Genomic DNA, 22,869 nt, shown 5'->3' with positions numbered 1-22,869 from the left:
AACGCTGAGCGCCCCAAGCTGACCATAGCCTAGATGCACTGAATTCACAGCATTGCTGGCCAAACACAACATGCGGCATAGAAAAACCCCGCCCGACGGCTCTGTCGGGCGGGGTTCTCAATGCTGTGGTGCCGGTGGCTTTAGAAGCCGCGGGGCGTGGGGTGGTTGGCGTAGATCGCGGCGATTTTCTTTACTGCGTCTTCCGGGCTCATCTCTTCGCTTTCGCCGGTGCGGCGGCTGGTCACCTCGACGACGCCGTTCTTCAGCCCGCGCGGGCCGACGGTGATGCGCCATGGCAGACCGATGAGGTCCATGCTGGCGAATTTGCCGCCTGCACGTTCCTTACGATCATCATAAAGCGGCTCCAGACCAATGGCGGTGAGCGCGGCATAAAGCTGCTCGCAGGCGGCATCCGCTTCATCGTCGCCCTGTTTGAGGTTCACGATGCCGCAGTGGAAGGGGGTGACACCTTCGGGCCAGATGATGCCCTTGTCGTCGTGGCTGGCCTCGATGATGGCGCCGAGAAGACGCGAGACACCAATCCCGTGTGAGCCCATGTGGACCGGCACGCTGTCGCCTTCGGCGGTCTGCACGGTGGCGCCCAGCGCCTCGGAGTATTTGGTGCCGAAGTAGAAGATCTGACCAACCTCGATACCGCGCGCCACGCGGCGGCGCTCTTCTGGCACCGCGTTGAACAGCGCCTCGTCATGGGTCTCGTCGGTGCGGGCATAGCGGGAGGTGAACTCTTCGAGAACCGCCTGACACTGCTCGACACTGTCATAGTCGATCTCGCGCGCGCCAAAACTCAGATCGGTGATCTCGCTGTCATAAAAGACCTCCGACTCGCCGGTTTCGGCCAGCACGAGGAATTCGTGGGTGTAGTCGCCACCAATCGGGCCACCATCGGCGCGCATCGGGATCGCCTGCAGCCCCATGCGTTCATAGGTGCGCAGGTAGGTGACCAGATGGCGGTTGTAGGCGTGCAGCGCGTCCTCTTTGGTGAGGTCGAAGTTATAGCCGTCCTTCATGTAGAATTCACGCCCCCGCATCACGCCAAAGCGCGGGCGGATCTCGTCGCGGAATTTCCACTGGATCTGATACATCGTCAGCGGCAGATCTTTGTAGCTGGAGACATTAGAGCGGAAGATGTCGGTGATCAGCTCCTCGGCGGTGGGGGTGAACAGCATGTCGCGGTCATGACGGTCGCGGATGCGCAGCATCTCCTCGCCGTAAGCGTCATAGCGCCCGGACTCGCGCCACAGGTCGGCCGACTGGATGGTGGGCATCAGCATCGGGATGTGGCCCGCGCGCATCTGCTCTTCGTGCACGATGCCTTCGATCTTTTTCAACACGCGGTAGCCCAGCGGCAGCCAGGAGTAGATCCCGGCGGCGGACTGTTTGATCATGCCGGCGCGCAGCATGTAACGGTGGCTGACGACCTGCGCCTCGGAGGGGGTCTCCTTGAGGACAGGCAGGAAATAGCGAGACAGGCGCATAATGGCTCCATGCGGTGAAAGATGTTTCGCCCGGTTTAGTGGCTGCGGCGGGTGTGGACAAGAGTTGAGATCAGACCGCCCTGCCCGCCACCTGTGGGCTGCGGCACTTCTCAACCCTGACAGGCGTGATCACACGCTAGAGTAATTAACATCAAAGTATCTCGTATTTGATATTTGAAAATTACGCATCCAATTATCGGGCTTCATTTCCCGGGACATCTGTCAGTTCTGCCATCGTCAATCTGACGTAGACCCCTACACAATTTTGCGCTCATTTCACGAAATACCAAATTGCGCTCGCCCGGGATGAGCGGAGCATCCCTGTGCCGGGCGTGTTACGCGACAGGATCTGGCAGCGACGCTTTTCCCAGGTTCTGGTCTGATGGCTCCGAATGCGACATGCTACACGCTCCTTTGAGAACTGAACGAGTCGGTCGATTCTGCACCTTTTGAGAGAATTTTCCCCGTGTCTGAGCGCCAAGGCGGGCTAGACATAAAATTTCGCGGCGACTCAGATTTCGCGCCCCTCGCTGTCATTAAAGCGTATAACCAATTGGGCCCTCGCCATTTTTGGCGAGGCAATACTTCAAGGCTGCAGCAAAGAAAAATTCCCGCCCGAAAAAATAAATTCAATTCAATATAGTTTTTTGACACATTCGCTCCGATTGTGCGTATTCAATGAATGGAATTTAGTCACAATGTCCGGGCTACCCCATTTTTTCGATGCCCGATCCGCAGATGTTAAAGATGTGTTGTTCATGACCCAAGCTGCAAAATTGACGCCCGATCCCTATGATGTGCAGCTGCGCGAGCTGGGGCTTGTGAAACATGAACGTGAAGCCGACATTGACAATCTGACCACGCTGGCGGCGCGGCTCCTGAATGTGCCGACCGCATTGGTGTCGGTGGTGCAGCGCAGTCTAGACCGACAGTTTTTCAAAAGCTGCATCGGTCTGCCGGAACTGTCGAGCGAGCTGCGCCAGACGCCGCTGTCGCATTCCTTCTGTCAGTTTGTGCAGGATACCAATCAGCCCTTGGTGGTCACGGACAGTCGTAAGGATGCGCAACTGCGCGACAATGCGGCGGTGATTGATCTGGGTATGGTGGCCTATCTGGGCGTGCCGATCCACCTGCCGGATGGCAAACCCATCGGGGCGCTTTGCGTGATTGACCGGGTGCCCCGGCAATGGAGCCATGATGACCTGAAAACCATGCAGCAGCTGGGCTGCGCGCTGGATGATATGATTGCGCTGAAGCGGGCGCGTGATGTTGCAGCGGATGCGGAGGCGCGCGCGCAGCAGGATGCAGAGGCGCGCAAGACCCATCTTGCCCATATGAGCCATGAAATCCGCACGCCGCTCAATGGGATTATCGGCTCGGTCGATCTGCTGATGCGCGGGGCCTCCAGCCTCAATGCAGATCTGCGAGAACAAAACGATCTGCTGCGCACCATCAACCGCTCTGCCCAGAGCCTGCAGCGCCTGCTGAACGATGCGCTCGATATTGCCAAGATTGACGCAGGCAAGCTGGAGCTGGCCCCTGCCGCCTTTGATCTGCGCGAGGTGGTGAATGATGCGGTCAAACTGTTTTCGGCGCAGGCCAGCCAGAAAGGGGTCGATCTGACCCATAGTTTCCGCGAGATCGATGCCAAGGAATGGCGCTATGGCGATCAGTTCCGCCTGTCGCAGGTCCTTGGAAACTTGTTGAGCAATGCGATCAAATTCACCGATCAGGGCACGGTCAGCCTGCATCTGCATGGCACCCCTGACGCGCTGCATCTGACCCTGAGGGACAGCGGCTGCGGGATTGCGTCGGATCGGCTGGACAAGCTGTTCCTCCCCTTCACGCAGGCCAGCGCGCATGTGGCCCATGAAAAAGGTGGCACCGGGTTGGGGCTGACGATCGTGCATCAGATGGTGGAGTTGATGCAAGGGCGCATCCGGGCCGAAAGCACCCCCGGCGAGGGCACGATCTTTCACCTCTACCTGCCGTTGCCGGTGACCGACGCCGAGATTGAACCTGTGATCGAAGAGTTCGATTTCGACGCCTCCACCCGCAGGGCTGAGGACTTGCCGCTGCTGGGCAAACGGGTCTTGGTGGCTGATGACAGCCCGGCCAATCGCTTGGTCCTGCAGAAGATGCTGGAAAATCTCGGGGCGAGTGTCGACAAGGCCTATGACGGCAGCGATGCCTTTGGCCGCGCGGTCACCACCCGCTATGACGTGCTGTTGCTGGACATACAGATGCCGGGCCACAAGGGCACCGAAGTGGTGCGCAAACTGCGCGCGCATCCCCGCCATCTTGCCCATTCCGCGCTATGTATCGCTGTCACTGGCAATACCTATGGCGATCAGGTCGAAGAATATCTCGACGCCGGTTTTGACGCTTGGCTCGGCAAGCCGCTGCGCCAGCCGGACCTGTTGCGGGTGCTCTCCCCGCTGATCCCGGATCTCGAAACAGACGCCTAGCCCTCCAGAGGTAGAAACCGAGGCGCTGCAAACGCCAACTCTCTCTTGCAACTGAAGAGAGCATGGGCGATCACAGACGCATCCGCGAACAGCCATAGCGAGGATGCCGGATCATGGCTCTGCCCGCCCGCAAACAATTGAAATACTGGGGCCTTGCCGCAGTCCTATTTGCAGTGATCATGTGGGCGCTTGGCAATGTGCTGATGCCCTTTATCCTTGGTGGGGCGATTGCCTATATCATCGACCCGCTTGCTGACCGGCTGGAGCGGGCGGGATTGAGCCGCGAAGGCGCCACTGCGGTGATCACAGTGGGGGCGGTGCTGATTTTCCTCATCATGCTGCTGCTGATCGTGCCAGCCCTGATCAACCAGATGATCGATCTGGTGCAGACCCTGCCGCAAGCGATGTCCAATCTGCGTTCCTTTGCACAGGAGCATTTCCCGTCGCTGTTTGAAGACAACAGCCAGGTCCGCGAGGCGCTGGCGGGCCTTTGGAAAATCGTTCAGGACAAGAGCGTCACCCTGCTGCAGACCTTTGTCGGCTCGGCGATGTCGCTTTTGAATATCGTGGTGCTTTTGGTGATCGTGCCGGTGGTGGCCGTCTATCTCTTGGTGGATTGGGACCGGATGGTGGCGCGCATTGATGATCTGCTGCCGCGCGACCATGCGCCGGTGGTGCGCCATCTGGCGCGCGAGATTGACCGGGTGCTGTCGTCTTTTATTCGCGGCATGGGCATGGTCTGCGTGATCCTTGGCAGCTATTACGCGGTGGCCTTGATGCTGGTGGGGCTGAACTTCGGTCTGGCGGTGGGCTTTGTCGCGGGGCTGGTTACGTTTATCCCCTACCTCGGGGCCATTATCGGCGGTGTTCTGGCCATTGGGCTGGCGCTGTTTCAGTTCTGGGGCGCCGTGGAAGGCGCGGATGGCGAGATGATCCGGCAGGGCACCGACTGGCTGCGGATTGCGCTGGTGGCGGGCATCTTTGTGATCGGCCAGATGGTCGAAGGCAATTTCCTGACGCCCAAGTTGGTGGGGAATTCAGTCGGGCTGCACCCGGTCTGGCTGCTGCTGGCGCTGTCGGTGTTTGGCGCATTGTTCGGCTTTGTCGGCATGTTGATCGCGGTGCCGGTGGCGGCGGTCATCGGGGTGGTTGCACGTTTCGCCGTGGATCAGTATTTGCACAGTCGCCTCTATCAGGGGCTCTCTCACCGGGATGCCGCCACCCTCGCGCCTGAGGACCAGCGCTCCGACATCTGAAACATAGGGTTCGACCCGCCCGACCCATACGCATAAAACAAGCAGACTGCCGATGTCCGAACAGCTGAGCTTTGATCTCCCGGCGAAACCCGCGCTGGGGCGGGATGATTTCTTTGTTGCACCGTCAAACGCCATGGCGGTCGCACTGATCGACCCGGCCTTTGCGTGGCCTTCGGGCAAGCTGGTCCTGACCGGGCCAAAGGGGTCCGGCAAAACCCACCTCGCCCATGTCTGGGCCAAAGAGAGCGGCGCCCGTGTGGTGCCGGCCCGTGCCCTGACCGAGGCCGATGTGCCCGATCTGGCAAGCGGTCCGGTCGCCATCGAGGATGTCCCGGCAATCGCCGAGGATGCGCGGGCGCAAAAGGCGCTGTTTCACCTGCATAATATGGTGTTGACCCATGGGCACCGGCTGATGCTGACCGGCCGCCCTGCCCCGAACCTTTGGGGTCTGGGACTGGCGGATCTGCAAAGCCGGGTGCAGGCGGCGACCCATGCCGCTCTTGAAGCCCCGGATGATGCGCTGCTGGCGGTGGTGCTGGCGAAACTCTTTAATGACCGACAGATCACCCCCAAGCCCGATGTGATCCCCTATCTGGTCGGGCGGATGGATCGCAGCTTTGCCGCTGCGGCAGCGGTGGTGGACCAGTTGGACCGTCTGGCGCTCGCAGAACAGCGCACCCTCAGCCGCGCGCTGGCGATCCGCATGATGTCGAGCGATCAGGAGGGCTGAGGCTATGGGCAAGCCGCAGGAGAGCAACACAGGACAGTTTTGCGCCCTGCCCGCCCCTGTCTTACCTGCGCCTGCGCCCCAGCCTGCTCAGCGACAGCTCATATCGAGACGCAAGGAAATTGCCGCAATGCTGCATGTGCGAATTGACCTGATCGCCTTGATACCCCATTCTTTCCAAAGTCAAAACGCCCCGGAGCCTGCATGACCATTCAGCCCGCTGCCCCGCACCGTGACCTCGATACAGCGACCTCCGGGTCGGACCCGTCAGAGGCCGCACGATCTGATGCACCGGCAGAGGATTGGGGCCCCTATGGCCGTCCTCTGTTTAATGACCCGGATGCCCGCGCGCTGAGCCGGGTGGGCGTGGTCGATGTGGGGTCGAACTCTGTGCGGCTGGTGGTGTTTGATGGCGCAGCGCGCAGCCCCGCCTATTTCTACAACGAGAAAATCATGTGTGGCCTTGGCGCGGGTCTGTCCGACACCGGCAAGCTCAACCCAAAGGGCCGCGCCCGCGCGCTGGAAGCGCTCAAGCGGTTTCAGATGCTGGCAAAGGGCCTCCTCAAAGACCCGCTTACTGTGGTGGCGACGGCGGCGGTGCGCGACGCCAGCGACGGGCCGGAGTTCTGCGCCGAGGTTGAGGCCGCGACGGGCCTGCGCATCCGCGTGATCACCGGCGAAGAAGAGGCGCGGCTGTCGGCACAGGGCGTGCTCTTGGGGTGGCCCGGTGCCTATGGGCTGATCTGCGATATTGGCGGCTCCTCCATGGAGTTGGCGGAAATCCACGACGGTGAGGTCGGCAAATGCGTGACCTCCAACCTCGGGCCGCTGAAGCTCAAGGACATCAAAGGCGGTCGCCGGGGCCGCAAGGCGCATATCGACGAGGTGATGGCCTCGCTGCGTGACCAGCTTGGCGATCAGCGGGATCGTCTGTTCCTTGTGGGCGGCAGCTGGCGGGCGATTGCGCGGCTGGATATGCTGCGGCGCAACTACCCGCTGACGGTGCAGCACGAATATCGCATGACCGCCAAGGATGTGCGCGAGACGGTCAAATTCATTGAGAAGGGCGATCTGGAAAAGCTGCGCTCCGAGTGCGGCGTGTCCTCGGCGCGGATGGCATTGGTGCCTTACGCGATTGATGTGCTCTCGCGCCTTATCAAGACCTTTCGCCCCAAGGATATCGCGATTTCCAGCTATGGGATTCGCGAGGGGCTCTTGTATGAACAGATGCCCGACCGCCTGCGCCAGCGCGACCCGCTGATTGAGGCGGCGCGCTTTGCCGAGGCCAAGGACGCGCGGGTTCCGGGCTTTGGCAAGACGCTATACACCTTTGTAAAACCGCTGTTTTCCGGCGCGCCCTACGCCAAGATGCGCCTTGTTAAGGCGGCCTGTGTGCTGCATGATGTCAGCTGGCGCGCGCACCCGGACTATCGCGCCGAGGTCTGTTTTGACAACGCCACCCGCGCCAATCTCGGCGGGCTGAAACACTCCGAACGGATCTTTCTTGGGCTGGCGCTGCTGCACCGCTATCGCAACAAACGGCAGGGCACCCATTTCGAACATCTCTACGATCTACTGCCGCCGGAAAAACAGAAAGAGGCCGAAATCCTCGGCAAGGCGATGCGCTTTGGCGCGATGCTGATGGTGGGCGAGGATCAGGACATCGGGAGCCTGCGCTGGCAGCCCCGCAAACGCCTCCTGCATGTGGAATTGCCCGCCGCCAGCACCGCGCTGTTTGGCGAGGTGGCAGAGTCGCGGCTGATGTCGCTGGTCAACACGCTAAAGGCCGAGGTGCGGGTGACCGTTGCAGGCACACGCGGCGCGCTGTTGGAAAAGGACGCGCGGGACTAGCGCCTATCCGTCCCGTCCCGGCTCGTTTGGATTGCTGGCATAAAGAGCGATCTTATTGCCCTGCGGGTCGCGCAAATAGCCCACGTAAAACCGCGGACCGTAGGCCGCGCGAAAGCCCGGCTGCCCCTCGTCACTGCCGCCCGCGCGCAGCGCTGCGGCGTGGAGGTCGCGGACCTGCGCTTGGCTTTGCGCCTCAAACGCCACGATCGCGCCATTGCCCGCCGAGGCAGGCCGCCCGTCAAAGGTGGGTTTCACATAATAGTCAGGCGCGATCGGTGACTGCCCCGCTGCTGTCGGCAAGACGTAACTCAGCCCCTCTGACCCCTCTGTTAGCGTGTAGCCAAGAGCAGGCATAAAGGCGGAATAGAACCGCTTGGCGCGTGGGATGTCATCCGCGCCGACCGTGACATAAGAGATCATGACCTTCTTTCCCTGCGGCAGATCATAGCTCGATGCTGCCGTCCTCAGTCGCTTTTGGCGTGGTCTCGGGCTGTGGTGCCTTGCGACGGATGATGATGTCGCCGTTGGGCAGGATTTCTGGCATCTCGTAGACGCTCCAGTCCTCTACCTGATCGGCGATATCCGCCAGCGCAGGCCCCATCTCGGTGAGGAAGCTGCGCATAGAGGGGCCGATTTCGGCAAAAAGGCGCGCGGCCTCTTCGAGCGTCGGCTCCATCTCGCGGCGCAGCCCCTCAAAGAACAGCTCCATCCCGCGATCCATCAGTGTCGGCCCCTCCTCGTCCGTCGGGGCGTCTTCTGCGGCGAGCGGCAGCGCCAACAGGGCCGCAACCCCGGCCCCAAGGGCAAGGCGGCGAAACATGCGAGGGCGAATATCCTGTGTCATGCCTAAGAGTATAGCGCGCTTCTGTAACAGGCATAGGGGGACAAATCCGCGCCGCTTACCCCCGCCACATCGGCTTGGCGATCTCTTGCCGAAGGGCGGCGCGGGTCCAGCCTGCATCCTGCAATGCGCTGTCGGGCGCGCCGAGCAACTCGCGAGCCAGCATCAGGCGCAGACGACGACGGGCAAGCCACAGCGCCAGCCCCCGCTGATCCGGGGCGCAACAGGTCCGGCGCAAGGGGCGCGCGTGCGGCAGGGTCAGAATATCGGCGGACATAAGAGGCTCCTTTGTTCCAATACCGCCAGCTTAGTCCTATAATGACCGCAGAAAAATTGAGTTCTTCTCCTGCTCTTTGGTCTTTCTAGGAACATATGAGACATCTGCCACCCCTCTCCGCCCTGCCCGCATTCGAGGCCACCGCCCGGCTCGGGTCCGTGACCGCTGCGGCCGCAGAACTGGGCCGGACCCATAGCGCCATCAGCAAACAACTGCGTCATCTGGGCGAGGATCTGGGTGGCGCGCTGTTTGAAAAAGACGGCACCGGATTGCGGCTGACCCAGCGTGGTGCACAGTTGCAAGCGGAGCTGCGGCCCATGCTGGACCGGCTGGATCATGTGGCGCAGCAGTTGCGACAGCAGCAGGATCAGCGCCGGGTGCGACTGGCGGTGAGCGCCACCTTTGCCACCCGCTGGCTGACCCCGCGCCTGCCCCGGTTTTATGCGCAGCACCCGGATGTGGAGGTGGATCTGCTGATGTCCGGACCCCACCGCGACATGCGCGACACCTATGATCTGATCTTGAGCTATGACCGCCTGCGCGGCCCTCTGCGGGACACGCGCGAGCCCGAAATCCTTGGCGATACCTCTTATGGTCCGGTCTGCGCGCCGGGCTATCCGTTGGTGCAATCGCCCGAGGGCTGGCGTGCGGAGCTGCGGTTGGTGCACGCAGGTGCGCCGCAATCCTGGGACGCGTGGTGCCGTCTGAGCGGCGTGGCCCTGCGCGCCGCGCGTGAGAGCGCCTATCCGCACCACATCCTCGCGCTGGAGGCGGCGGCAGCGGGGCTTGGCGTGGCGGTGGCAGAGCGGCGGCTGGTGGCGGATGATCTGGCCTCGGGGCGGCTGATTGCGCCGCTGGGGTTTGTGCGTGTGTCCAATGGCTTGCAGGCGATCGTCACCCCGGCGGGTGAGACCAGCGGCCAGCACAAACATGCGGTGCGCGCGGTGCTGGACTGGCTGCGCGCCAGCGTCGCAGAGGAAAGCGCACAGGATTAGCCGGAGGTATGCTCCAGATCCAGCGTGACCGGGAAATGGTCCGATGCCGTCAGGAGCGCCTGACAGAGCGTGGGCGTGCCATAGCAGGCGGCATCCTCAAACGGGTGCCAGATGCGCCATTTCGGCTGATGCGCCTGCAAGGGTGGCGAGATCATGATGTAATCCAGCAACGCCTGAAAATACCGCCCTTCCAGATGGTTATAGAACCGCGCTGAGGTCGGCAGCCCCTGCTGATTGGGCCGAAGCAAATGGCGCGCGTGGGGGTCAAACAGCTCTGCCCCCAGGATGATTTCCACTGAAGAGCGGCCAAAGAGCGCCTCGTAGACATCAAGGCCGGGGCCGTCGTTCAAGTCACCCATCACCACCAGCGGATCGCCCGCCTCCAGATGGTCTTCGACCCGCCCCCTGAGCCAGACCGCCTGCGCCAGCTGCTTGCGGCGGTTGGCAATGGAGATCGCGCGGGCTTCTTCCGGGGTACGCGCGCCATGGGGGGCCTTGGATTTCAGATGCGCGCCGATCAGGCGAAAGGGCATACCCTCCACCGGGGTCACCATAAGCTCCATCGGGGGTTTGGAAAACCGCACCATATCGGCCTTGGCATCGACATCGAGGTCGATTTCAAACGTCGCATCGAACCGGGGCGCGCGCGGCGATGAGATGGGCGCATGTTCCGCCTGCATCACATTGGAATCAAACAAGAATGCGATTTCCTGACGGGTGTCATTGGCAAAGCCCATCACCACGTCCCTTGTGCGCAGATCGGCCCATTCGGCGAACCGCGTGAGCGCGCGCACGGTGCTTTGACGTTTGCCGGTGTTGGGGCCCTCAATGATGGTGATGCCATCGGCATCAATGGCGCGCAGCACATCGGCAATGGCCTCGGCCTGCGCGCGGCGGCTGACCTCGTGACGGGCGGAGGGGGAGCCATCCAGACGCAAGTGATCGCTCTCGTCAAAGAGCGCCTCGAACCATTCGATATTATACGTGCTCAGGCGCATGATCGCGGGCTTGCGCCTTGCCGCTGAGGTCTTCCCACGCGCGGTTGATGTCGATCATGCGCTTTTCGGCCAGCCGGATCGCCTCTTGTGGGACGCCGCGCGCGATCATCGCGTCGGGGTGGTTGTCGCGCACCAGCCGACGCCAGATGCGGCGAATGTCTTCCATCGGGGTGCCGGGGGCCACGCCCAGCACCTCATGCGGATCCTTTGGGGCATCCTCGACAAACCGCGCCCGAAGCGAACGGAACTGTGCCTCGGACTGGCCAAAGATGCGGCTCACCTCCTCAAGGAACACATCCTCATTGGGGTGATAGAACCCGTCGGCAATGGCGATGTGAAACAGCCCCTCCATCAGGTCACAGAGCGTTTCGGGGTCATCCGAGAACATCGCCCGGATGCGGCGGGCATAATCGTCGTAGCCTGCGATATCCTGCCGGGCGAGGTTGAAGACCCGCGCCGCCTGCGCCTCATCCTCGGCGGCGATCTGGAACACCTCGCGAAAGGCGGCGACCTCATCGCGGGTCACCTGCCCGTCGGCCTTGGCCATTTTTGCCCCCAGCGCGATCACCGCGATGGTGAAGCCCACGGAACGTTCCGGCGGCGTGCGCAGGCGGTCGAACACCTCGGCCAGGCTTTCGCCCTGCGTCAGCGCCGCAAGCGCCTCGGTTATGCGGGTCCAGAGTGACATAAGGCCAGTTTAGCCGGGATTGACCGCGCTGTCAGGCGGGGCAGTGCCGTCCTCACGCAGAATTTTCTGCATCAGCACAAGATCGAGCCATTGATCCCATTTGCGCCCCACCTGCGGCAGGCGTCCGACCTCTGTGTAGCCACAGGCGGCGTGGAACTCTTGGGCTGTGGGGTTGGCGCTGCTGATGGCGGCGACCATGACGTGGATGTCGCCTTCCATGGCTCTGTTTTCCAGTTCTGTCAGGAGCTTACGCCCTGCCCCTCGTCCACGGGCGGCCTCGGAGAGGTAGATCGACAGCTCTGCCGTGTGGCGATAGCCCTCGCTGCTGCGAAAGCCCGTGTAGGTGGCGTAGCCAAGGAAGTCTCCATCCGTATCTTCGGCCACCAGAATTGGCGGATCACCGTAGAGGATATCGTCCTGCCAGTCGCTGAGCGCGCGCGCCTCGGTGGCGAAGGTCATAAGCGTGGTGTCAACGATGTGGCGCTGCAGATGCGTGATCGCCTCGGTATCGCTGTCGCGGGCGGGTCTGATCCGCGTCGTTTGTGCGGCGGTCATGACAGATGGCGCAGCCCGTGCGGCGTGTCGATTTCCGCCCGCAGCGCGGCGGGACCGGGTTCAAACACCACCCGTGCATCACCAAGCGGCAGCAGCTCTGCCAGAGCCTGCGCCTCGGGGTGGGAGACCACCAGACGACGCAGGCTACAGCCCTGTTGCATCAGGCGCGGTGCAGGGTGCGGTCCCTGCCACTGGATCAGCGCAGGAAAGATATTGTCATAGGGCAGGATGCCGCTTTTGGGCACCGCCATCTGCCAGCTGAGATCCCCACGGGTGAGCGAGACCGGCGCGCCTGCATCCACCGGCAGCGCGGCCAGCGTGCTGTCCAGATCGCTGCTGCGGCAGATCCAATTGGTGATCCGGGCCGCACCTGCAAACCGGTCCAGATCAAACCAGCGCGGCTGGCGTTGCGGCGTGGCCTCCGGGTCGATGGCGATGGCCTCCAGATAAAGCCCGTCTGCCAGCCCCAAAAGACGGTTGTGGGTGCCAAAGACCGCATGTTCCCCGCCCGGCTGGAGGGGCACGCCAAGCGCCTCCTCGACATGGGCGGTGGCCTCGGCCAACGTGTTGGCGGCAATGGCGAAATGGTCGAGTTCCATGGTGAAGCCCCTTGGCTGGATCGGTGTGGTCCTGGGCGGCAGCCTAGCAAATCCGGGGGGGAAGGACACCCGCAATGCGCGCGGATCACAGAGGCATGGTGGTCTTGATGTTTTGTGCTTGATCTAAAGTGAGCTTGAGGAATTACCGTCTGAGTCGCCGCCCCGGTTGTGCTGCTTTGCAGCCCTAGGGCGCACCGACTATGACTGGAGTTCACATATGCACGACCCTTTGACGCCCGAAGACTGGGCCGCAAACCACATCCTTGGCATCTATGAGACGCATCTGCCGGTGCGGGATCTGGACCGTTCTCTGTCGTTTTATACCGGCCAGTTGGGACTAAAGCTGGCGCATCGGTTGCCCGCGCGCAATGTCGCCTTTGTCTGGGCCGGACCCAAGGAGGTGGGCATGCTGGGCCTCTGGGGGGCGGGCAGCGCGCCGCTGAGCATGACGATGCATTTTGCGTTTCGCGCGACAAAATCCGCCGTGTTGAGCGCCTGTGAGGTATTGCCAAGCCGGGGCATCACGCCGCTTGGCTTTGGCGGAACACCGGTCACAGAGCCGGTGGTGTTTGGCTGGATGCCTGCGATGTCGATCTATTTCAAGGACCCGGACGGCCATTCCATCGAGATGCTGCATATGCTGGAAGATGAGCCAGATACGGATTTTGGCGTGCAGGGCTACTCCGACTGGCTCAACCGAGCGTAACCGGAGTGATAACCGGGGCGGCTCCCGCCCGTCCCGGTGGCATGGCACATGCCACCACGCCCGTTGGGCGTGGCGCGTCGCACCCATTGGGTGCGACGCGCGCAGCCGGCCCTCTCGTCGAGGGTCGGCTGCCACCGCCCGGATGAGACCAAGCGCCCAAGGTCAGAACCCTAATCTTCGGTGATTTCGTACGCGCGACGTATGCCCTGCGTTTTTTGGCCCCAGAGGGAGGCCCCTGCCCGCAGTTGATGCGCGTCAAACGCCGCGCGATCCGTGAAACATTCCTCCACCCGCCAGACGGATGGATCATCGGTTTGCGTCACCTCAAAGGACAGGCACCCCGGCTCCGCCCGCGTGAGGCGGATGTGCTCCGGCAGGTATTGCTCCACTAAGGCCCGCTCCTGCGCCGAAGCGCAGAAGAGATGCCCCGAGAGGTGCACGCGGCCCTTGGGGAGTGCATCGCTCATATCGCACCCCTCGCGTCAGCTGCGGGCATCGCGGATCAGCTCCAGAATGTCCTGCGCGGCGGTGGGGATATTGGTGCCGGGGCCAAAAATGGCCTTCACCCCTGCCTTATACAGGAACTCATAATCCTGCTGCGGGATCACCCCGCCACAGATCACGATGATATCCTCGGCCCCTTGCGCCTTCAGCTCGGCGATCAGCTGCGGTGCCAACGTCTTGTGCCCCGCCGCCTGAGAGGAGATTCCGATCACATGCACGTCATTGTCGATGGCGTCTTGCGCGGCCTCGGCCGGGGTCTGAAACAGCGGCCCCACATCCACGTCAAAGCCGATATCGGCAAAGGCGGTGGCGATCACCTTGGCGCCCCGGTCATGGCCGTCCTGCCCCATCTTGACCACCAGAAGACGCGGGCGGCGGCCCTCTTCTTCGGCAAAGGACTCAATAGATTTCTGGATCGCGGCAAAGCCTTCGTCGCCCTCATAGGCCGCGCCATACACGCCGGCGAGGGTTTTCACCTCGGCGCGGTGGCGGCCAAACTCTTTTTCCATTGCCATGCTGATTTCTCCGACTGAGGCCCGGGCGCGGGCAGCCTCGACCGCCGCTTCGAGCAGGTTGCCGCCCTCAGATGCGCGGCGGGTCAGCTCGGCCAGTGCCGCCTCGCAGGCTGCCGTATCACGGCTGGCGCGGATCTGCTCGAGCCGGGCGATCTGGCTGTCGCGCACCTTGACGTTGTCCACATCAAGAATGTCGATCGGGTCTTCCTTGTCCTTGCGGTATTTGTTGACGCCGACGATCACCTCTTCGCCGCGATCGATCATCGCCTGACGACGGGCGGCGGTTTCCTCGATGCGCAGTTTCGGCATGCCGGAGGCCACGGCCTTGGTCATGCCGCCCATCTCCTCCACTTCCTGCATCATCGCCCAGGCCTTATCGACGAGTTCGGCGGTGAGGCTCTCGACATAATAGCTGCCGGCGAGCGGATCGACGACATTGGTGACGCCGGTTTCTTCCTGCAAGATCAACTGGGTATTGCGCGCAATTCGCGCAGAGAAATCGGTGGGCAGCGCGATCGCCTCATCAAGCGCATTGGTGTGCAGACTTTGCGTGCCGCCCAGAACCGCGCTCATCGCCTCGTAGGCGGTGCGGATCACGTTGTTGTAAGGGTCCTGTTCCTGCAGACTCACGCCCGAGGTCTGGCAGTGGGTGCGCAGCATCTTGGAGCGTTCGGATTTGGCGCCAAACTCCGTCATCACCCGGTGCCAGAGCGTGCGGGCGGCGCGCAGCTTTGCGGACTCCATGAAAAAGTTCATGCCGATGGCAAAGAAGAACGAGAGGCGGCCTGCGAATTTGTCCACGTCCATGCCCGCCTCGATGGCGGCTTTGACGTATTCGCGCCCATCCGCCAGCGTATAGGCGAGTTCCTGAACGAGGTTCGCGCCCGCCTCCTGCATGTGGTAGCCGGAGATCGAGATGGAGTTGAATTTCGGCATCTCGTTTGAGGTGTATTCAATGATATCCGCAATGATCCGCATCGAGGGTTCGGGCGGATAGATATAGGTGTTGCGGACCATGAACTCCTTAAGGATGTCGTTCTGAATGGTCCCGGAGAGGAGCGCCTTGTCGTGGCCCTGCTCTTCACCTGCGACGATGAAGCTGGCCAGAATCGGGATCACCGCGCCATTCATGGTCATGGAGACCGAAACCTGATCGAGCGGGATGCCGTCAAAGAGGATCTTCATATCCTCAACGCTGTCGATGGCCACACCCGCCTTGCCGACATCGCCCATCACACGTTCATGGTCACTGTCATAGCCGCGGTGGGTGGCAAGATCGAAGGCGACGGAGACGCCCTGCTGACCGGCGGCAAGGTTGCGGCGGTAAAAGGCGTTGGATTCCTCGGCCGTGGAAAAACCCGCGTATTGGCGGATGGTCCAGGGGCGGCCTGCGTACATGGTGGCCTTCACCCCGCGGGTGAAAGGGCCAAAGCCTGGCAGAGTCCCCATATGGCCAAGGTTTGCGGTATCCTCAGCCGTATAGATTGGCTTTACGTCGATGCCCTCCAAGGTCTGCCAGGTGAGATCCTCGAGCGGGCGGCCGCGCAGTTCTTTTTCAGCCAGTGCCCGCCAATCGTCCGGTGTCTGGGTCATGCAATCGTCCTCTTGTCAGATCTTCCTGCGCGATTTGGTCAGGCGCAGGTGTGTTGGTGGTCGTGTCCGATTTATTCGGATCTTCGGCCAGTTCAGCGAGGCCATCGGCCCCGCCGACCAGCCACATCATATCGTCATAGTAACTCTCGCGCAGGCGCGCGGCCTCAGCCTCGGAAAAGGGCATCCAGCGGCCCTCCCCTTCGGGCAGGAGGTTGGTGATGCGCTTTGGCAGCTCTGCATGCAGTTCCGGCAGGCGCAGGCTGGCGTTCAGACGAAAGCTGCCACGCACCCGCGGGCAGTCGACGCCGGTCACCGCCGAAAGCTGTGCTTCGGGCTGCGCTGCAAAAACCTCATGTGCGAAGACCCGGATGCGGGCACCGGGCATGGCGCAATAAATGTCTTGAATAACATCACGCCAGCTGCGCGTGGCCTCTGCGATGCGCGACAGTGTCCGCGCGTTGGGCAGACGCAGGGAGTGTTCCAGCCGCACCGCCATGGCGGAGGCCCAGAAGCTCTCCGGGCTGCGGATATTGAGCATCACATCCGTGACAGCGCCGGAAAAAGCATGATCCAGCCGCGACAGATGTTCGCCCGCACCGGGATAGAGCGCGCCCAATGCAAAGCACTGTTCCAGCGGTTGCAGCATGGCCGCATCAGAAATCACCACAGCGGCAGTGCCTGCGTTGTGCAACCCCGCCAGCTGCAAGGAGATCCGCCCGCGCGCGCGTTCAACCGGGTTGCGTCCGGTGACAGAAATCGCCCCCGGCTGCACCCCGTGCAACAGCCCCTTGCGCGTGCGCTCTGGTCCCATGAACGCAATGCCGTATTGCGACAGGGTTTCGCTTTTGCGGGTCATATAGTTCTGAAAGCTGCGGGTGGCGCAGCGGTGGGCACCGATATGCAAAATGACTTTCATCGCAGGTTCTCCTTGCGCAGGCTGAGGGCTCCGCAGAAAACCATGCGCGAAAGGGGTTCCTTCACGCTTAACAGAAGATGATTTTTTTGTGTCCTTGGGGGTTTCAGCGGTCGCTTTTACGCTGGGAACACATATATTTGCGCTTAGAGGAGAGCCTATGAACAGATTGCAAAGCCTCGCGCTGCTTGCCGCCCTGACCACCCTGCCCTTCACGCTGGCCCTTGCGGCGCAGGAGGCTGACGCCCCGCCGCGCGCGCCGGATACCGGATTGAGCGAAGACGCCGCCCCCGAAGAGCTGAGCGTCGAAGAGGCCGCGCCCGCATTTGAGATCCGCGATGGATACGACGTGGATATCGAGGAATTCCAGTGGACCCATCGTCCGGTGGTGGTCTTTGCCGACAGCCCGGCGGACCCGCGATACCAAGAGCAGATCGACGAGCTGTTACAAGACATCCCGGCGTTGATGACGCGCGATGTGGTGGTGTTTGTGGACACTGACCCAAAGGCGCGCTCTGCCCTGCGCAAAAAGCTGCGCCCGCGCGGGTTCATGCTGGTTCTGATTGGCAAGGACGGCGGTGTGAAACTTCGCAAACCGCTGCCGTGGAGCGTGCGCGAATTGAGCCGCAGCATCGACAAGATGCCCACCCGGCAACGCGAAATCGAGGCCCGGCGCGGCGGGTAATCTCTGTTGCGTGCAAAGCGCGCGCCTAGTGGGTGCGGCCGCGTGAATAAAACAGACGCATGTTGCGCCGGTCGAAGATCGCGGTGAACTTGGCCTCGGGGTCGAAGATCAGCACCGATGTGGGGTCGAGAAGCGCGTTGAAATAGGCATCTTCCATCTCGACCGCCATGCAATCCTTGCCACCGGTGCCCGAGGACAGCACCCCAAGCCCTAGTGGCAGATCGCGGGTCATGATCTGTTCGGTCACGACAGTGGGCGACATGTCGGAGATTTCGAAGGCCACCGGCTTGCCCTCGGTGATGGCGCGCATGCCTGTGTCGACGTCGCGGACCTTTTTCACCATGGAGGTGATCCGGCTCGCCTTCACCTCGAAGAGGGCGGCGGTGCAATTGACCCGCGAGAAGAAGTAATAGGTCTCGCCCAGCTTCACCCAATCCTGAATTTGCGAGCGGACCTTCTCCTCCTGATCGAGGCTGCAGGCCGCCATCAGAGCAGAGCCAACCAGCACCCCGGTGAGGGTACGCAGAAGGCGGCGAGGACGGGAAAGCGGCACGAGCAAAATCTCCGGCAATATCGGCATGGTGAAAACACCGGCAGGCAGAGACCTGCGGCAGGGCATATGCGTCAAAAATAGGCGCGCGCCCTTCAGAAAGGCTTAACGTCCCGGCCCGGTTGCTGGATTTTTGCGGAAATTTTGGCCCGCACGCGCTGATCTGCTCCGCGCGCGGATGCGGCGGGATGAGATCAGGGGATATGCGGGCCAAATGGGTCAATGGATCACTCGAATTCGATGATCACATCATCCACCGCGAGGCTGTCGCCAGCGCCCGCGTTGATCTTGGAGACCACGGATTTTTTCTCAGCGCGCAGGATGTTTTCCATCTTCATCGCCTCGATGGTGCAAAGCGACTGCCCTTCCTGCACTTCTTGGCCCACCTCGACGTTGATTTTTACAACAAGGCCGGGCATCGGGCACAGGAGCATCTTGGAGGTATCCGGCGGCAGTTTTTCCGGCATCAAAGCGGCCAGTTCGGCCTGACGCGGACGGCGCACATGCACCTTGAGGTCGGCCCCCCGGCTGCGCACGCGGAAGCCTTGGGTGATCTTGTCGACCTTCAGAACCAAGGGCGTACCATCGGTCAGCACATGCGCAAGGCTATCCCCCGGCGTCCAGTCGGAGCTGACGCGGATTTCGCTTTTGTCCTCAAACCGCACGGTGGCGCCTTCGGGATCTGCAGAGATGCGCAGCGCATATGAGTGATCGCCAATGGCCACCACCCAGTTGTTGCCGACACGGCGTTCGTGGTTATCCATGCGGCCCGAGACCTGCGTGCGGCGGATTTCGGCAACACGGTGCATCGCTGCACAGGACGCCGCGATGCGCTTGAGGTCGCTTTCGGGCAGGTTCACGCCGTCAAAGCCCTCGGGGTATTCCTCGGCAATAAAGGCGGTGGTCATATCGCCCGAGACGAATTTCGGATGATCCATCACCGCCGACAGGAACGGCAGGTTGTGACCGATGCCTTCGACCTCGAAACTATCAAGCGCCACGCGCATCGCCTCGATCGCCGCCTCACGGGTCGGCGCCCAGGTGCAGAGCTTGGCGATCATCGGGTCGTAATACATTGAAATCTCACCGCCCTCATAGACGCCGGTGTCATTGCGCACGACCACATCGCCGGCATCTCCCGGTGCCACGCCGGGCGTATAGGCCGCGGTTTCTGCAGGGGGACGGTAGCGGGTGAGACGCCCGATGGAGGGCAGGAAGTTGCGGTAGGGATCTTCGGCATAAAGGCGGTTTTCAATCGCCCAGCCGGTGAGTTTGACGTCATCTTGGGTGATCGACAGCTCCTTGCCGGCAGCCACGCGGATCATCTGTTCCACAAGGTCAACACCGGTGATGAGTTCGGTCACCGGATGTTCCACCTGCAAACGAGTGTTCATCTCAAGGAAGTAGAAGTTCTTGTTGCCATCAACGATGAATTCCACCGTGCCCGCAGAGGCATAGCCCACGGCCTTGGCCAGCGCGACGGATTGCTCGCCCATGGCGCGGCGGGTCTCTTCATCAAGGAAGGGGCTGGGCGCCTCTTCGACAACCTTCTGGTTGCGGCGCTGGATGGAGCATTCACGCTCGCCCAAGTAAACGCCGTTGCCATGGGCATCACAAAGCACCTGAATTTCGATGTGGCGCGGTTGGGTGACGAATTTCTCAATGAAAATCCGGTCATCGCCAAAGGAGTTCGCGGCCTCGTTTTTGGAGGATTGGAAGCCTTCGCGCGCTTCTTCGTCGTTCCATGCAATCCGCATGCCCTTGCCGCCGCCGCCCGCAGAGGCTTTGATCATCACCGGATAGCCGATCTCATTCGAGATCTTCACTGCCTCATCGGCATCCGCAATCAGGCCCATATAGCCCGGCACGGTGGAAACGCCTGCTTCCTGGGCGATTTTCTTTGAGGTGATCTTGTCCCCCATCGCTTCAATCGCGCCTTTGGGCGGGCCGACAAAGGCGACGCCTGCGGCCTCCAGCGCCTCGGCGAATTTGGCGTTTTCCGACAGGAAGCCATAGCCCGGATGCACCGCCTGCGCGCCCGAGGATTTGATCGCCGCCATGACGTTGTCGATGACGATATAGGATTGGTTGGCGGGGGCTGGCCCCACATGCACCGCCTCATCCGCCATTTGCACATGCAGCGCTTGACGGTCGGCATCAGAGTAGATGGCGACGGTCTCAATGCCCATCTTGCGCGCGGTCTTGATGACGCGACAGGCGATTTCCCCCCGGTTGGCGATCAGGATCTTATCAAACATGGGCTGTCCCTTGTGGTCCGTGTTGATGGGTCTGACGCGCACACAAAAAACCGCCGCGCACGGGGATGTCCCGTGGCGGCGGTGCGCCCGCGTCAAAGCGAGATGTCAGCAGGGCGCGGAGTGCCCGCGCGCCCGAGGCTGGTTTAGCAGCGGCCCGGATTTTCCTTGCAGTAGATGAGGTTGCCAGCAACGCCGACGGCTGCGCCGGTGACGAGGCTGCCGTTGAGCAATGCGGCCCCTGCCGCCCCTGCACCGGCACCATAGAGCACCTGTTCACCGGTGGTATCGCCGCAGGCCGCAACGGCTGCGGTGCCTGCGAGCAGGGCCGCAATGAGTGATTTACGCATCGAAATGCTCCTTTGGATCGTTCTGCATGGTTGAGAGCCAATTTGCCGGTCCAACGCATATCGTCCAGATAGGTTCCGCGCAATCTTGCCGCATGGGCGACAGATCGCCCGCGATAACCACGCAATTGGCGGGCTTTCGCCCATTCTTGAGGCGCGCGTGCGCAGATGCACAGGGATTGCGCGGCGGCAAGGCCAGTGTTTTGATCAATATGCAGATTTTCGCCGCGCACAGCGTCTTTGCCGGATCGGCACAAAGACAGCTGAGACGCGGGAGAGAGAGACCCAAAAGCGGGCAGCTGGCGCGGGGGGGCGCACAGCTGCCCAGTCAGGTTTTGGGGCCAGAACAACAGCCAGAAGGGACGAAAAGGCTGCGTAGGCAGATCCACCCTGCCAGCGCCGGAACGCCTTGAAAACCGCGCCGTTAAATCAGCGGGGTTATTGGCAGCAGGCCGCGCAAATTCCAGAATGGGTAGCAAAAAGACGCCGATACACGCATGAGGTGTAAAACAACACGCGGATTTCCGCTGCTGTAATGAACCCATTTCGATAATATGACGCCCCTTTTGCATTCCTCAGCCCCCAAACGCCTCGGGGAAGGAGCGACGCGCGACGTCAACGTCGATCACCAAGAGCGACTCATAGCTTTCAGGATCAAAGGGATCATCAACCGCAACCACCTCGCGTCCGAACAGCCAGCTCAGCCGTCCTGCGTCCAGATTGCCGCGTTCAAAGGGCTGGTCGCCAAAGTTTTCCCAGAGCGCTTTCATAAAGCCCGCATCCGCCCGCCGGTCCGCGGGTTTGCGGTCGCGAAACCGCTCACGCCGGGTGATCGGCGTGATGCCCTTTGGGTTGGGGCGACGGATGACAAATTGGAAATCGGTGCCGGGAAGACGGCCGGGAAAGCCGCGATGTTTTAGCATGGGAGTGCCTCCGGTCCGGCACCCCGCAGGTCGGAAAGGTCCGGCCACAGGGCCGGACCCCTGAAGTGATTACTTGTACTTACCGGTGTAGACCGGCTCTTGAGAGATCGGCTCGGGATCAACCACGACGAACTCTTCTTCGCGCTGACCGGCGCATGCGGAAACTGCGGCCAGCAGGCCTGCGAGGGTGATGAGTTTGATGCTCTTGGACATGTCTGTCTCCTAAGATCATTGCTGAAACCTGCGCGGGCGAATGCCCGCACCTCTGACAATCCGACAGGCAAAAAACCTGTGGACCAAGGCGCATATTTGCGTCCTGCGCGTAGCATAGCGCCATTGGTTTCAAGGATATATGTAAATTCTGCAGTGTCGCCGCCCTGTGGCGCGAAAATCGCAGAAAAATGCCGAAATTGCGTCTCAATCGCCATCAGAACCCCTCCCAGACGCAAGCTTTGTTCTCAACGCGGTAGGTCTCAAAGAACTGGGTGGCCTCAGGCTCGCTGCTGCCGAAGGGCAGAACACGGTCCGAGAGCGAGATGACCACGCGCTCCGGTGCGATCTCATAAAGCCGCAGATAAGGCACCGCGACCTCCGTGCAGAGGTAGTCAATATCGGCGGCTCTGGCGTCCGGATCACCGCCTTTGGCGATCTCGGGCGCGACAAAGCGAAAGCGCGCCCAAAGCGCACCGGGCGCATCATCCAGCAAGACTTCAGACAATGTCACCGGCTGCGCGGAGGGCACCGGTATCAAAGCGGGCGTCTGTTCCGTGGTGCCATCACCCGCACCGGACGCCGCAAAAGACGCCGAGAGCGGAAGCGTGAGACAGGCCGCGATGGTGGCAAGGCGGCACATTGCGGACAGTTGCGCACCGCGCAACACAACCCAACGCTGTATGGATTGGCCTACCAAATTGCCGCAGCCCCGACCCCAATCAGATTGGGCTCCTCCTGCCGGGGCTGCGGGCGCAGCGCCGGTGGCGCGCGCTAAACTCAGTCTGGCTGAGCCGGAGCATGCAACCGATTCGGCCTCTGTGTCAAATACTGTTACAAATTTGTGCAAGAGCACCCCGCCCCGCCCGATCTGCGCGCAGATTGTAAACACGTTACAAGAATTCAGGGGCTTATTG

The 22,869-nt window shown here is 61.8% G+C and carries 24 protein-coding genes; 7 read left to right on the top strand and 17 right to left on the bottom strand.

The features are described from left to right. Positions 1-140 precede the first annotated feature (140 nt). Complete coding sequence (gene proS / locus K529_RS04860) at positions 141-1,496, bottom strand: proline--tRNA ligase (protein ID WP_005658481.1); 1,356 nt, start codon at positions 1,494-1,496, stop codon at positions 141-143. A 758-nt stretch (positions 1,497-2,254) separates the two neighbouring features. On the opposite strand from proS, the gene K529_RS04855 reads away from it, so the two are divergent. The 4 genes from K529_RS04855 (at position 2,255) to K529_RS04835 (ending at position 7,798) form a co-directional block, all read left to right on the top strand. Continuing rightward, the gene (locus tag K529_RS04855) at positions 2,255-3,964 is read left to right on the top strand and encodes a GAF domain-containing hybrid sensor histidine kinase/response regulator (protein WP_227512306.1); all 1,710 of its coding nucleotides are present in this window, start codon (positions 2,255-2,257) and stop codon (positions 3,962-3,964) included. Positions 3,965-4,077: 113 nt separating this feature from the next. Beyond that, positions 4,078-5,220: an AI-2E family transporter gene (locus K529_RS04850; protein WP_005658487.1), complete on the top strand. Its 1,143-nt coding sequence runs from the start codon at positions 4,078-4,080 to the stop codon at positions 5,218-5,220. 52 nt (positions 5,221-5,272) lie between these two features. Next, positions 5,273-5,950, top strand: a complete 678-nt coding sequence (locus tag K529_RS04845; protein WP_009177103.1) for a P-loop NTPase family protein — start codon at positions 5,273-5,275, stop codon at positions 5,948-5,950. Between the two features lie 201 nt (positions 5,951-6,151). After that, on the top strand, positions 6,152-7,798 hold the full coding sequence (locus K529_RS04835; protein WP_046002003.1) for a Ppx/GppA family phosphatase: 1,647 nt from the start codon (positions 6,152-6,154) through the stop codon (positions 7,796-7,798). 3 nt (positions 7,799-7,801) lie between these two features. Here the strand turns inward: K529_RS04835 and K529_RS04830 are convergent, their stop codons facing one another. From K529_RS04830 to K529_RS04820, 3 genes are all read right to left on the bottom strand, one after another. Next, complete coding sequence (locus K529_RS04830) at positions 7,802-8,218, bottom strand: VOC family protein (RefSeq protein ID WP_046002002.1); 417 nt, start codon at positions 8,216-8,218, stop codon at positions 7,802-7,804. Positions 8,219-8,240: 22 nt separating this feature from the next. Then, on the bottom strand, positions 8,241-8,618 hold the full coding sequence (locus K529_RS04825; RefSeq protein ID WP_080929560.1) for a hypothetical protein: 378 nt from the start codon (positions 8,616-8,618) through the stop codon (positions 8,241-8,243). A 79-nt stretch (positions 8,619-8,697) separates the two neighbouring features. Continuing rightward, on the bottom strand, positions 8,698-8,916 hold the full coding sequence (locus K529_RS04820) for a hypothetical protein (RefSeq protein ID WP_046002000.1): 219 nt from the start codon (positions 8,914-8,916) through the stop codon (positions 8,698-8,700). 95 nt (positions 8,917-9,011) lie between these two features. Here K529_RS04820 and K529_RS04815 point away from each other — a divergent pair, with 95 nt between their 5' ends. Next, entirely contained in the window at positions 9,012-9,911 is a 900-nt protein-coding gene (locus tag K529_RS04815) for a LysR family transcriptional regulator (RefSeq protein ID WP_046001999.1), read from the top strand. On the opposite strand, the gene K529_RS04810 is transcribed toward K529_RS04815, so the two are convergent. From K529_RS04810 to K529_RS04795, 4 genes are read right to left on the bottom strand one after another with little or no spacing between them, the layout of a single operon-like run. Beyond that, on the bottom strand, positions 9,908-10,909 hold the full coding sequence (locus K529_RS04810; protein WP_046001998.1) for an endonuclease/exonuclease/phosphatase family protein: 1,002 nt from the start codon (positions 10,907-10,909) through the stop codon (positions 9,908-9,910). The two genes, K529_RS04815 and K529_RS04810, sit on opposite strands and share 4 nt — an antisense overlap. Next, the gene (locus tag K529_RS04805) at positions 10,890-11,597 is read right to left on the bottom strand and encodes a molecular chaperone DjiA (protein WP_009176686.1); all 708 of its coding nucleotides are present in this window, start codon (positions 11,595-11,597) and stop codon (positions 10,890-10,892) included. Before K529_RS04805 ends, K529_RS04810 begins: the two co-directional genes overlap by 20 nt. A 9-nt stretch (positions 11,598-11,606) precedes the next feature. Continuing rightward, on the bottom strand, positions 11,607-12,152 hold the full coding sequence (locus K529_RS04800; RefSeq protein WP_040643849.1) for a GNAT family N-acetyltransferase: 546 nt from the start codon (positions 12,150-12,152) through the stop codon (positions 11,607-11,609). Further along, on the bottom strand, positions 12,149-12,751 hold the full coding sequence (locus K529_RS04795) for a VOC family protein (protein WP_046001997.1): 603 nt from the start codon (positions 12,749-12,751) through the stop codon (positions 12,149-12,151). The genes K529_RS04800 and K529_RS04795 overlap by 4 nt, the downstream gene beginning before the upstream one ends. Before the next feature lie 217 nt (positions 12,752-12,968). Between K529_RS04795 and K529_RS04790 the strand changes: the two genes are divergently transcribed. After that, entirely contained in the window at positions 12,969-13,457 is a 489-nt protein-coding gene (locus tag K529_RS04790) for a VOC family protein (RefSeq protein WP_005683880.1), read from the top strand. Positions 13,458-13,627: 170 nt separating this feature from the next. On the opposite strand, the gene K529_RS04785 is transcribed toward K529_RS04790, so the two are convergent. The 3 genes from K529_RS04785 to K529_RS04775 are packed head-to-tail and all read right to left on the bottom strand — an operon-like array spanning position 13,628 to position 16,985. Beyond that, positions 13,628-13,924: a putative quinol monooxygenase gene (locus K529_RS04785; protein WP_005687995.1), complete on the bottom strand. Its 297-nt coding sequence runs from the start codon at positions 13,922-13,924 to the stop codon at positions 13,628-13,630. A gap of 15 nt (positions 13,925-13,939) precedes the next feature. Then, on the bottom strand, positions 13,940-16,069 hold the full coding sequence (gene scpA, locus K529_RS04780) for a methylmalonyl-CoA mutase (RefSeq protein ID WP_046001996.1): 2,130 nt from the start codon (positions 16,067-16,069) through the stop codon (positions 13,940-13,942). After that, a complete protein-coding gene (locus tag K529_RS04775) occupies positions 16,032-16,985 on the bottom strand; it encodes a hypothetical protein (RefSeq protein ID WP_005648991.1) in 954 nt (317 codons plus the stop codon). The genes scpA and K529_RS04775 overlap by 38 nt, the downstream gene beginning before the upstream one ends. Positions 16,986-17,142: 157 nt before the next feature. On the opposite strand from K529_RS04775, the gene K529_RS04770 reads away from it, so the two are divergent. Beyond that, positions 17,143-17,667 (top strand): DUF4174 domain-containing protein, encoded by a 525-nt coding sequence (locus K529_RS04770; protein ID WP_046001995.1) that lies wholly within the window; start codon positions 17,143-17,145, stop codon positions 17,665-17,667. Between the two features lie 25 nt (positions 17,668-17,692). Here K529_RS04770 and K529_RS04765 read toward each other — a convergent pair whose 3' ends face one another. The 6 genes from K529_RS04765 to K529_RS04740 form a co-directional block, all read right to left on the bottom strand. Continuing rightward, the gene (locus tag K529_RS04765) at positions 17,693-18,247 is read right to left on the bottom strand and encodes a hypothetical protein (protein WP_005646784.1); all 555 of its coding nucleotides are present in this window, start codon (positions 18,245-18,247) and stop codon (positions 17,693-17,695) included. Between the two features lie 197 nt (positions 18,248-18,444). Continuing rightward, positions 18,445-20,475: an acetyl-CoA carboxylase biotin carboxylase subunit gene (locus tag K529_RS04760; RefSeq protein ID WP_005646787.1), complete on the bottom strand. Its 2,031-nt coding sequence runs from the start codon at positions 20,473-20,475 to the stop codon at positions 18,445-18,447. A 143-nt stretch (positions 20,476-20,618) separates the two neighbouring features. Then, entirely contained in the window at positions 20,619-20,822 is a 204-nt protein-coding gene (locus tag K529_RS04755) for a hypothetical protein (RefSeq protein ID WP_009176242.1), read from the bottom strand. Positions 20,823-21,394: 572 nt separating this feature from the next. Beyond that, complete coding sequence (locus tag K529_RS04745) at positions 21,395-21,742, bottom strand: hypothetical protein (RefSeq protein WP_005619646.1); 348 nt, start codon at positions 21,740-21,742, stop codon at positions 21,395-21,397. A gap of 69 nt (positions 21,743-21,811) precedes the next feature. Then, a complete protein-coding gene (locus tag K529_RS23650) occupies positions 21,812-21,955 on the bottom strand; it encodes a hypothetical protein (RefSeq protein WP_005619648.1) in 144 nt (47 codons plus the stop codon). 214 nt (positions 21,956-22,169) lie between these two features. Beyond that, positions 22,170-22,652, bottom strand: a complete 483-nt coding sequence (locus K529_RS04740) for a DUF6497 family protein (protein WP_227512307.1) — start codon at positions 22,650-22,652, stop codon at positions 22,170-22,172. Positions 22,653-22,869: the final 217 nt, after the last annotated feature.

The organism is Tritonibacter mobilis F1926, from assembly GCF_000376545.2.
GTDB classification, from domain to species: Bacteria; Pseudomonadota; Alphaproteobacteria; order Rhodobacterales; family Rhodobacteraceae; genus Epibacterium; species Epibacterium mobile.
This window is presented reverse-complemented; position numbering and strand designations above follow the sequence as displayed.

Excerpts from the sequence above, each read along its gene's own strand:
- proS (WP_005658481.1), bottom strand. The coding sequence starts at position 1,496 with ATGCGCCTGTCTCGCTATTTCCTGCCTGTCCTCAAGGAGACCCCCTCC.
- K529_RS04855 (WP_227512306.1), top strand. The coding sequence starts at position 2,255 with ATGACCCAAGCTGCAAAATTGACGCCCGATCCCTATGATGTGCAGCTG.
- K529_RS04850 (WP_005658487.1), top strand. The coding sequence starts at position 4,078 with ATGGCTCTGCCCGCCCGCAAACAATTGAAATACTGGGGCCTTGCCGCA.
- K529_RS04845 (WP_009177103.1), top strand. The coding sequence starts at position 5,273 with ATGTCCGAACAGCTGAGCTTTGATCTCCCGGCGAAACCCGCGCTGGGG.
- K529_RS04835 (WP_046002003.1), top strand. The coding sequence starts at position 6,152 with ATGACCATTCAGCCCGCTGCCCCGCACCGTGACCTCGATACAGCGACC.
- K529_RS04830 (WP_046002002.1), bottom strand. The coding sequence starts at position 8,218 with ATGATCTCTTATGTCACGGTCGGCGCGGATGACATCCCACGCGCCAAG.
- K529_RS04825 (WP_080929560.1), bottom strand. The coding sequence starts at position 8,618 with ATGTTTCGCCGCCTTGCCCTTGGGGCCGGGGTTGCGGCCCTGTTGGCG.
- K529_RS04820 (WP_046002000.1), bottom strand. The coding sequence starts at position 8,916 with ATGTCCGCCGATATTCTGACCCTGCCGCACGCGCGCCCCTTGCGCCGG.
- K529_RS04815 (WP_046001999.1), top strand. The coding sequence starts at position 9,012 with ATGAGACATCTGCCACCCCTCTCCGCCCTGCCCGCATTCGAGGCCACC.
- K529_RS04810 (WP_046001998.1), bottom strand. The coding sequence starts at position 10,909 with ATGCGCCTGAGCACGTATAATATCGAATGGTTCGAGGCGCTCTTTGAC.
- K529_RS04805 (WP_009176686.1), bottom strand. The coding sequence starts at position 11,597 with ATGTCACTCTGGACCCGCATAACCGAGGCGCTTGCGGCGCTGACGCAG.
- K529_RS04800 (WP_040643849.1), bottom strand. The coding sequence starts at position 12,152 with ATGACCGCCGCACAAACGACGCGGATCAGACCCGCCCGCGACAGCGAT.
- K529_RS04795 (WP_046001997.1), bottom strand. The coding sequence starts at position 12,751 with ATGGAACTCGACCATTTCGCCATTGCCGCCAACACGTTGGCCGAGGCC.
- K529_RS04790 (WP_005683880.1), top strand. The coding sequence starts at position 12,969 with ATGCACGACCCTTTGACGCCCGAAGACTGGGCCGCAAACCACATCCTT.
- K529_RS04785 (WP_005687995.1), bottom strand. The coding sequence starts at position 13,924 with ATGAGCGATGCACTCCCCAAGGGCCGCGTGCACCTCTCGGGGCATCTC.
- scpA (WP_046001996.1), bottom strand. The coding sequence starts at position 16,069 with ATGACCCAGACACCGGACGATTGGCGGGCACTGGCTGAAAAAGAACTG.
- K529_RS04775 (WP_005648991.1), bottom strand. The coding sequence starts at position 16,985 with ATGAAAGTCATTTTGCATATCGGTGCCCACCGCTGCGCCACCCGCAGC.
- K529_RS04770 (WP_046001995.1), top strand. The coding sequence starts at position 17,143 with ATGAACAGATTGCAAAGCCTCGCGCTGCTTGCCGCCCTGACCACCCTG.
- K529_RS04765 (WP_005646784.1), bottom strand. The coding sequence starts at position 18,247 with ATGCCGATATTGCCGGAGATTTTGCTCGTGCCGCTTTCCCGTCCTCGC.
- K529_RS04760 (WP_005646787.1), bottom strand. The coding sequence starts at position 20,475 with ATGTTTGATAAGATCCTGATCGCCAACCGGGGGGAAATCGCCTGTCGC.
- K529_RS04755 (WP_009176242.1), bottom strand. The coding sequence starts at position 20,822 with ATGCGTAAATCACTCATTGCGGCCCTGCTCGCAGGCACCGCAGCCGTT.
- K529_RS04745 (WP_005619646.1), bottom strand. The coding sequence starts at position 21,742 with ATGCTAAAACATCGCGGCTTTCCCGGCCGTCTTCCCGGCACCGATTTC.
- K529_RS23650 (WP_005619648.1), bottom strand. The coding sequence starts at position 21,955 with ATGTCCAAGAGCATCAAACTCATCACCCTCGCAGGCCTGCTGGCCGCA.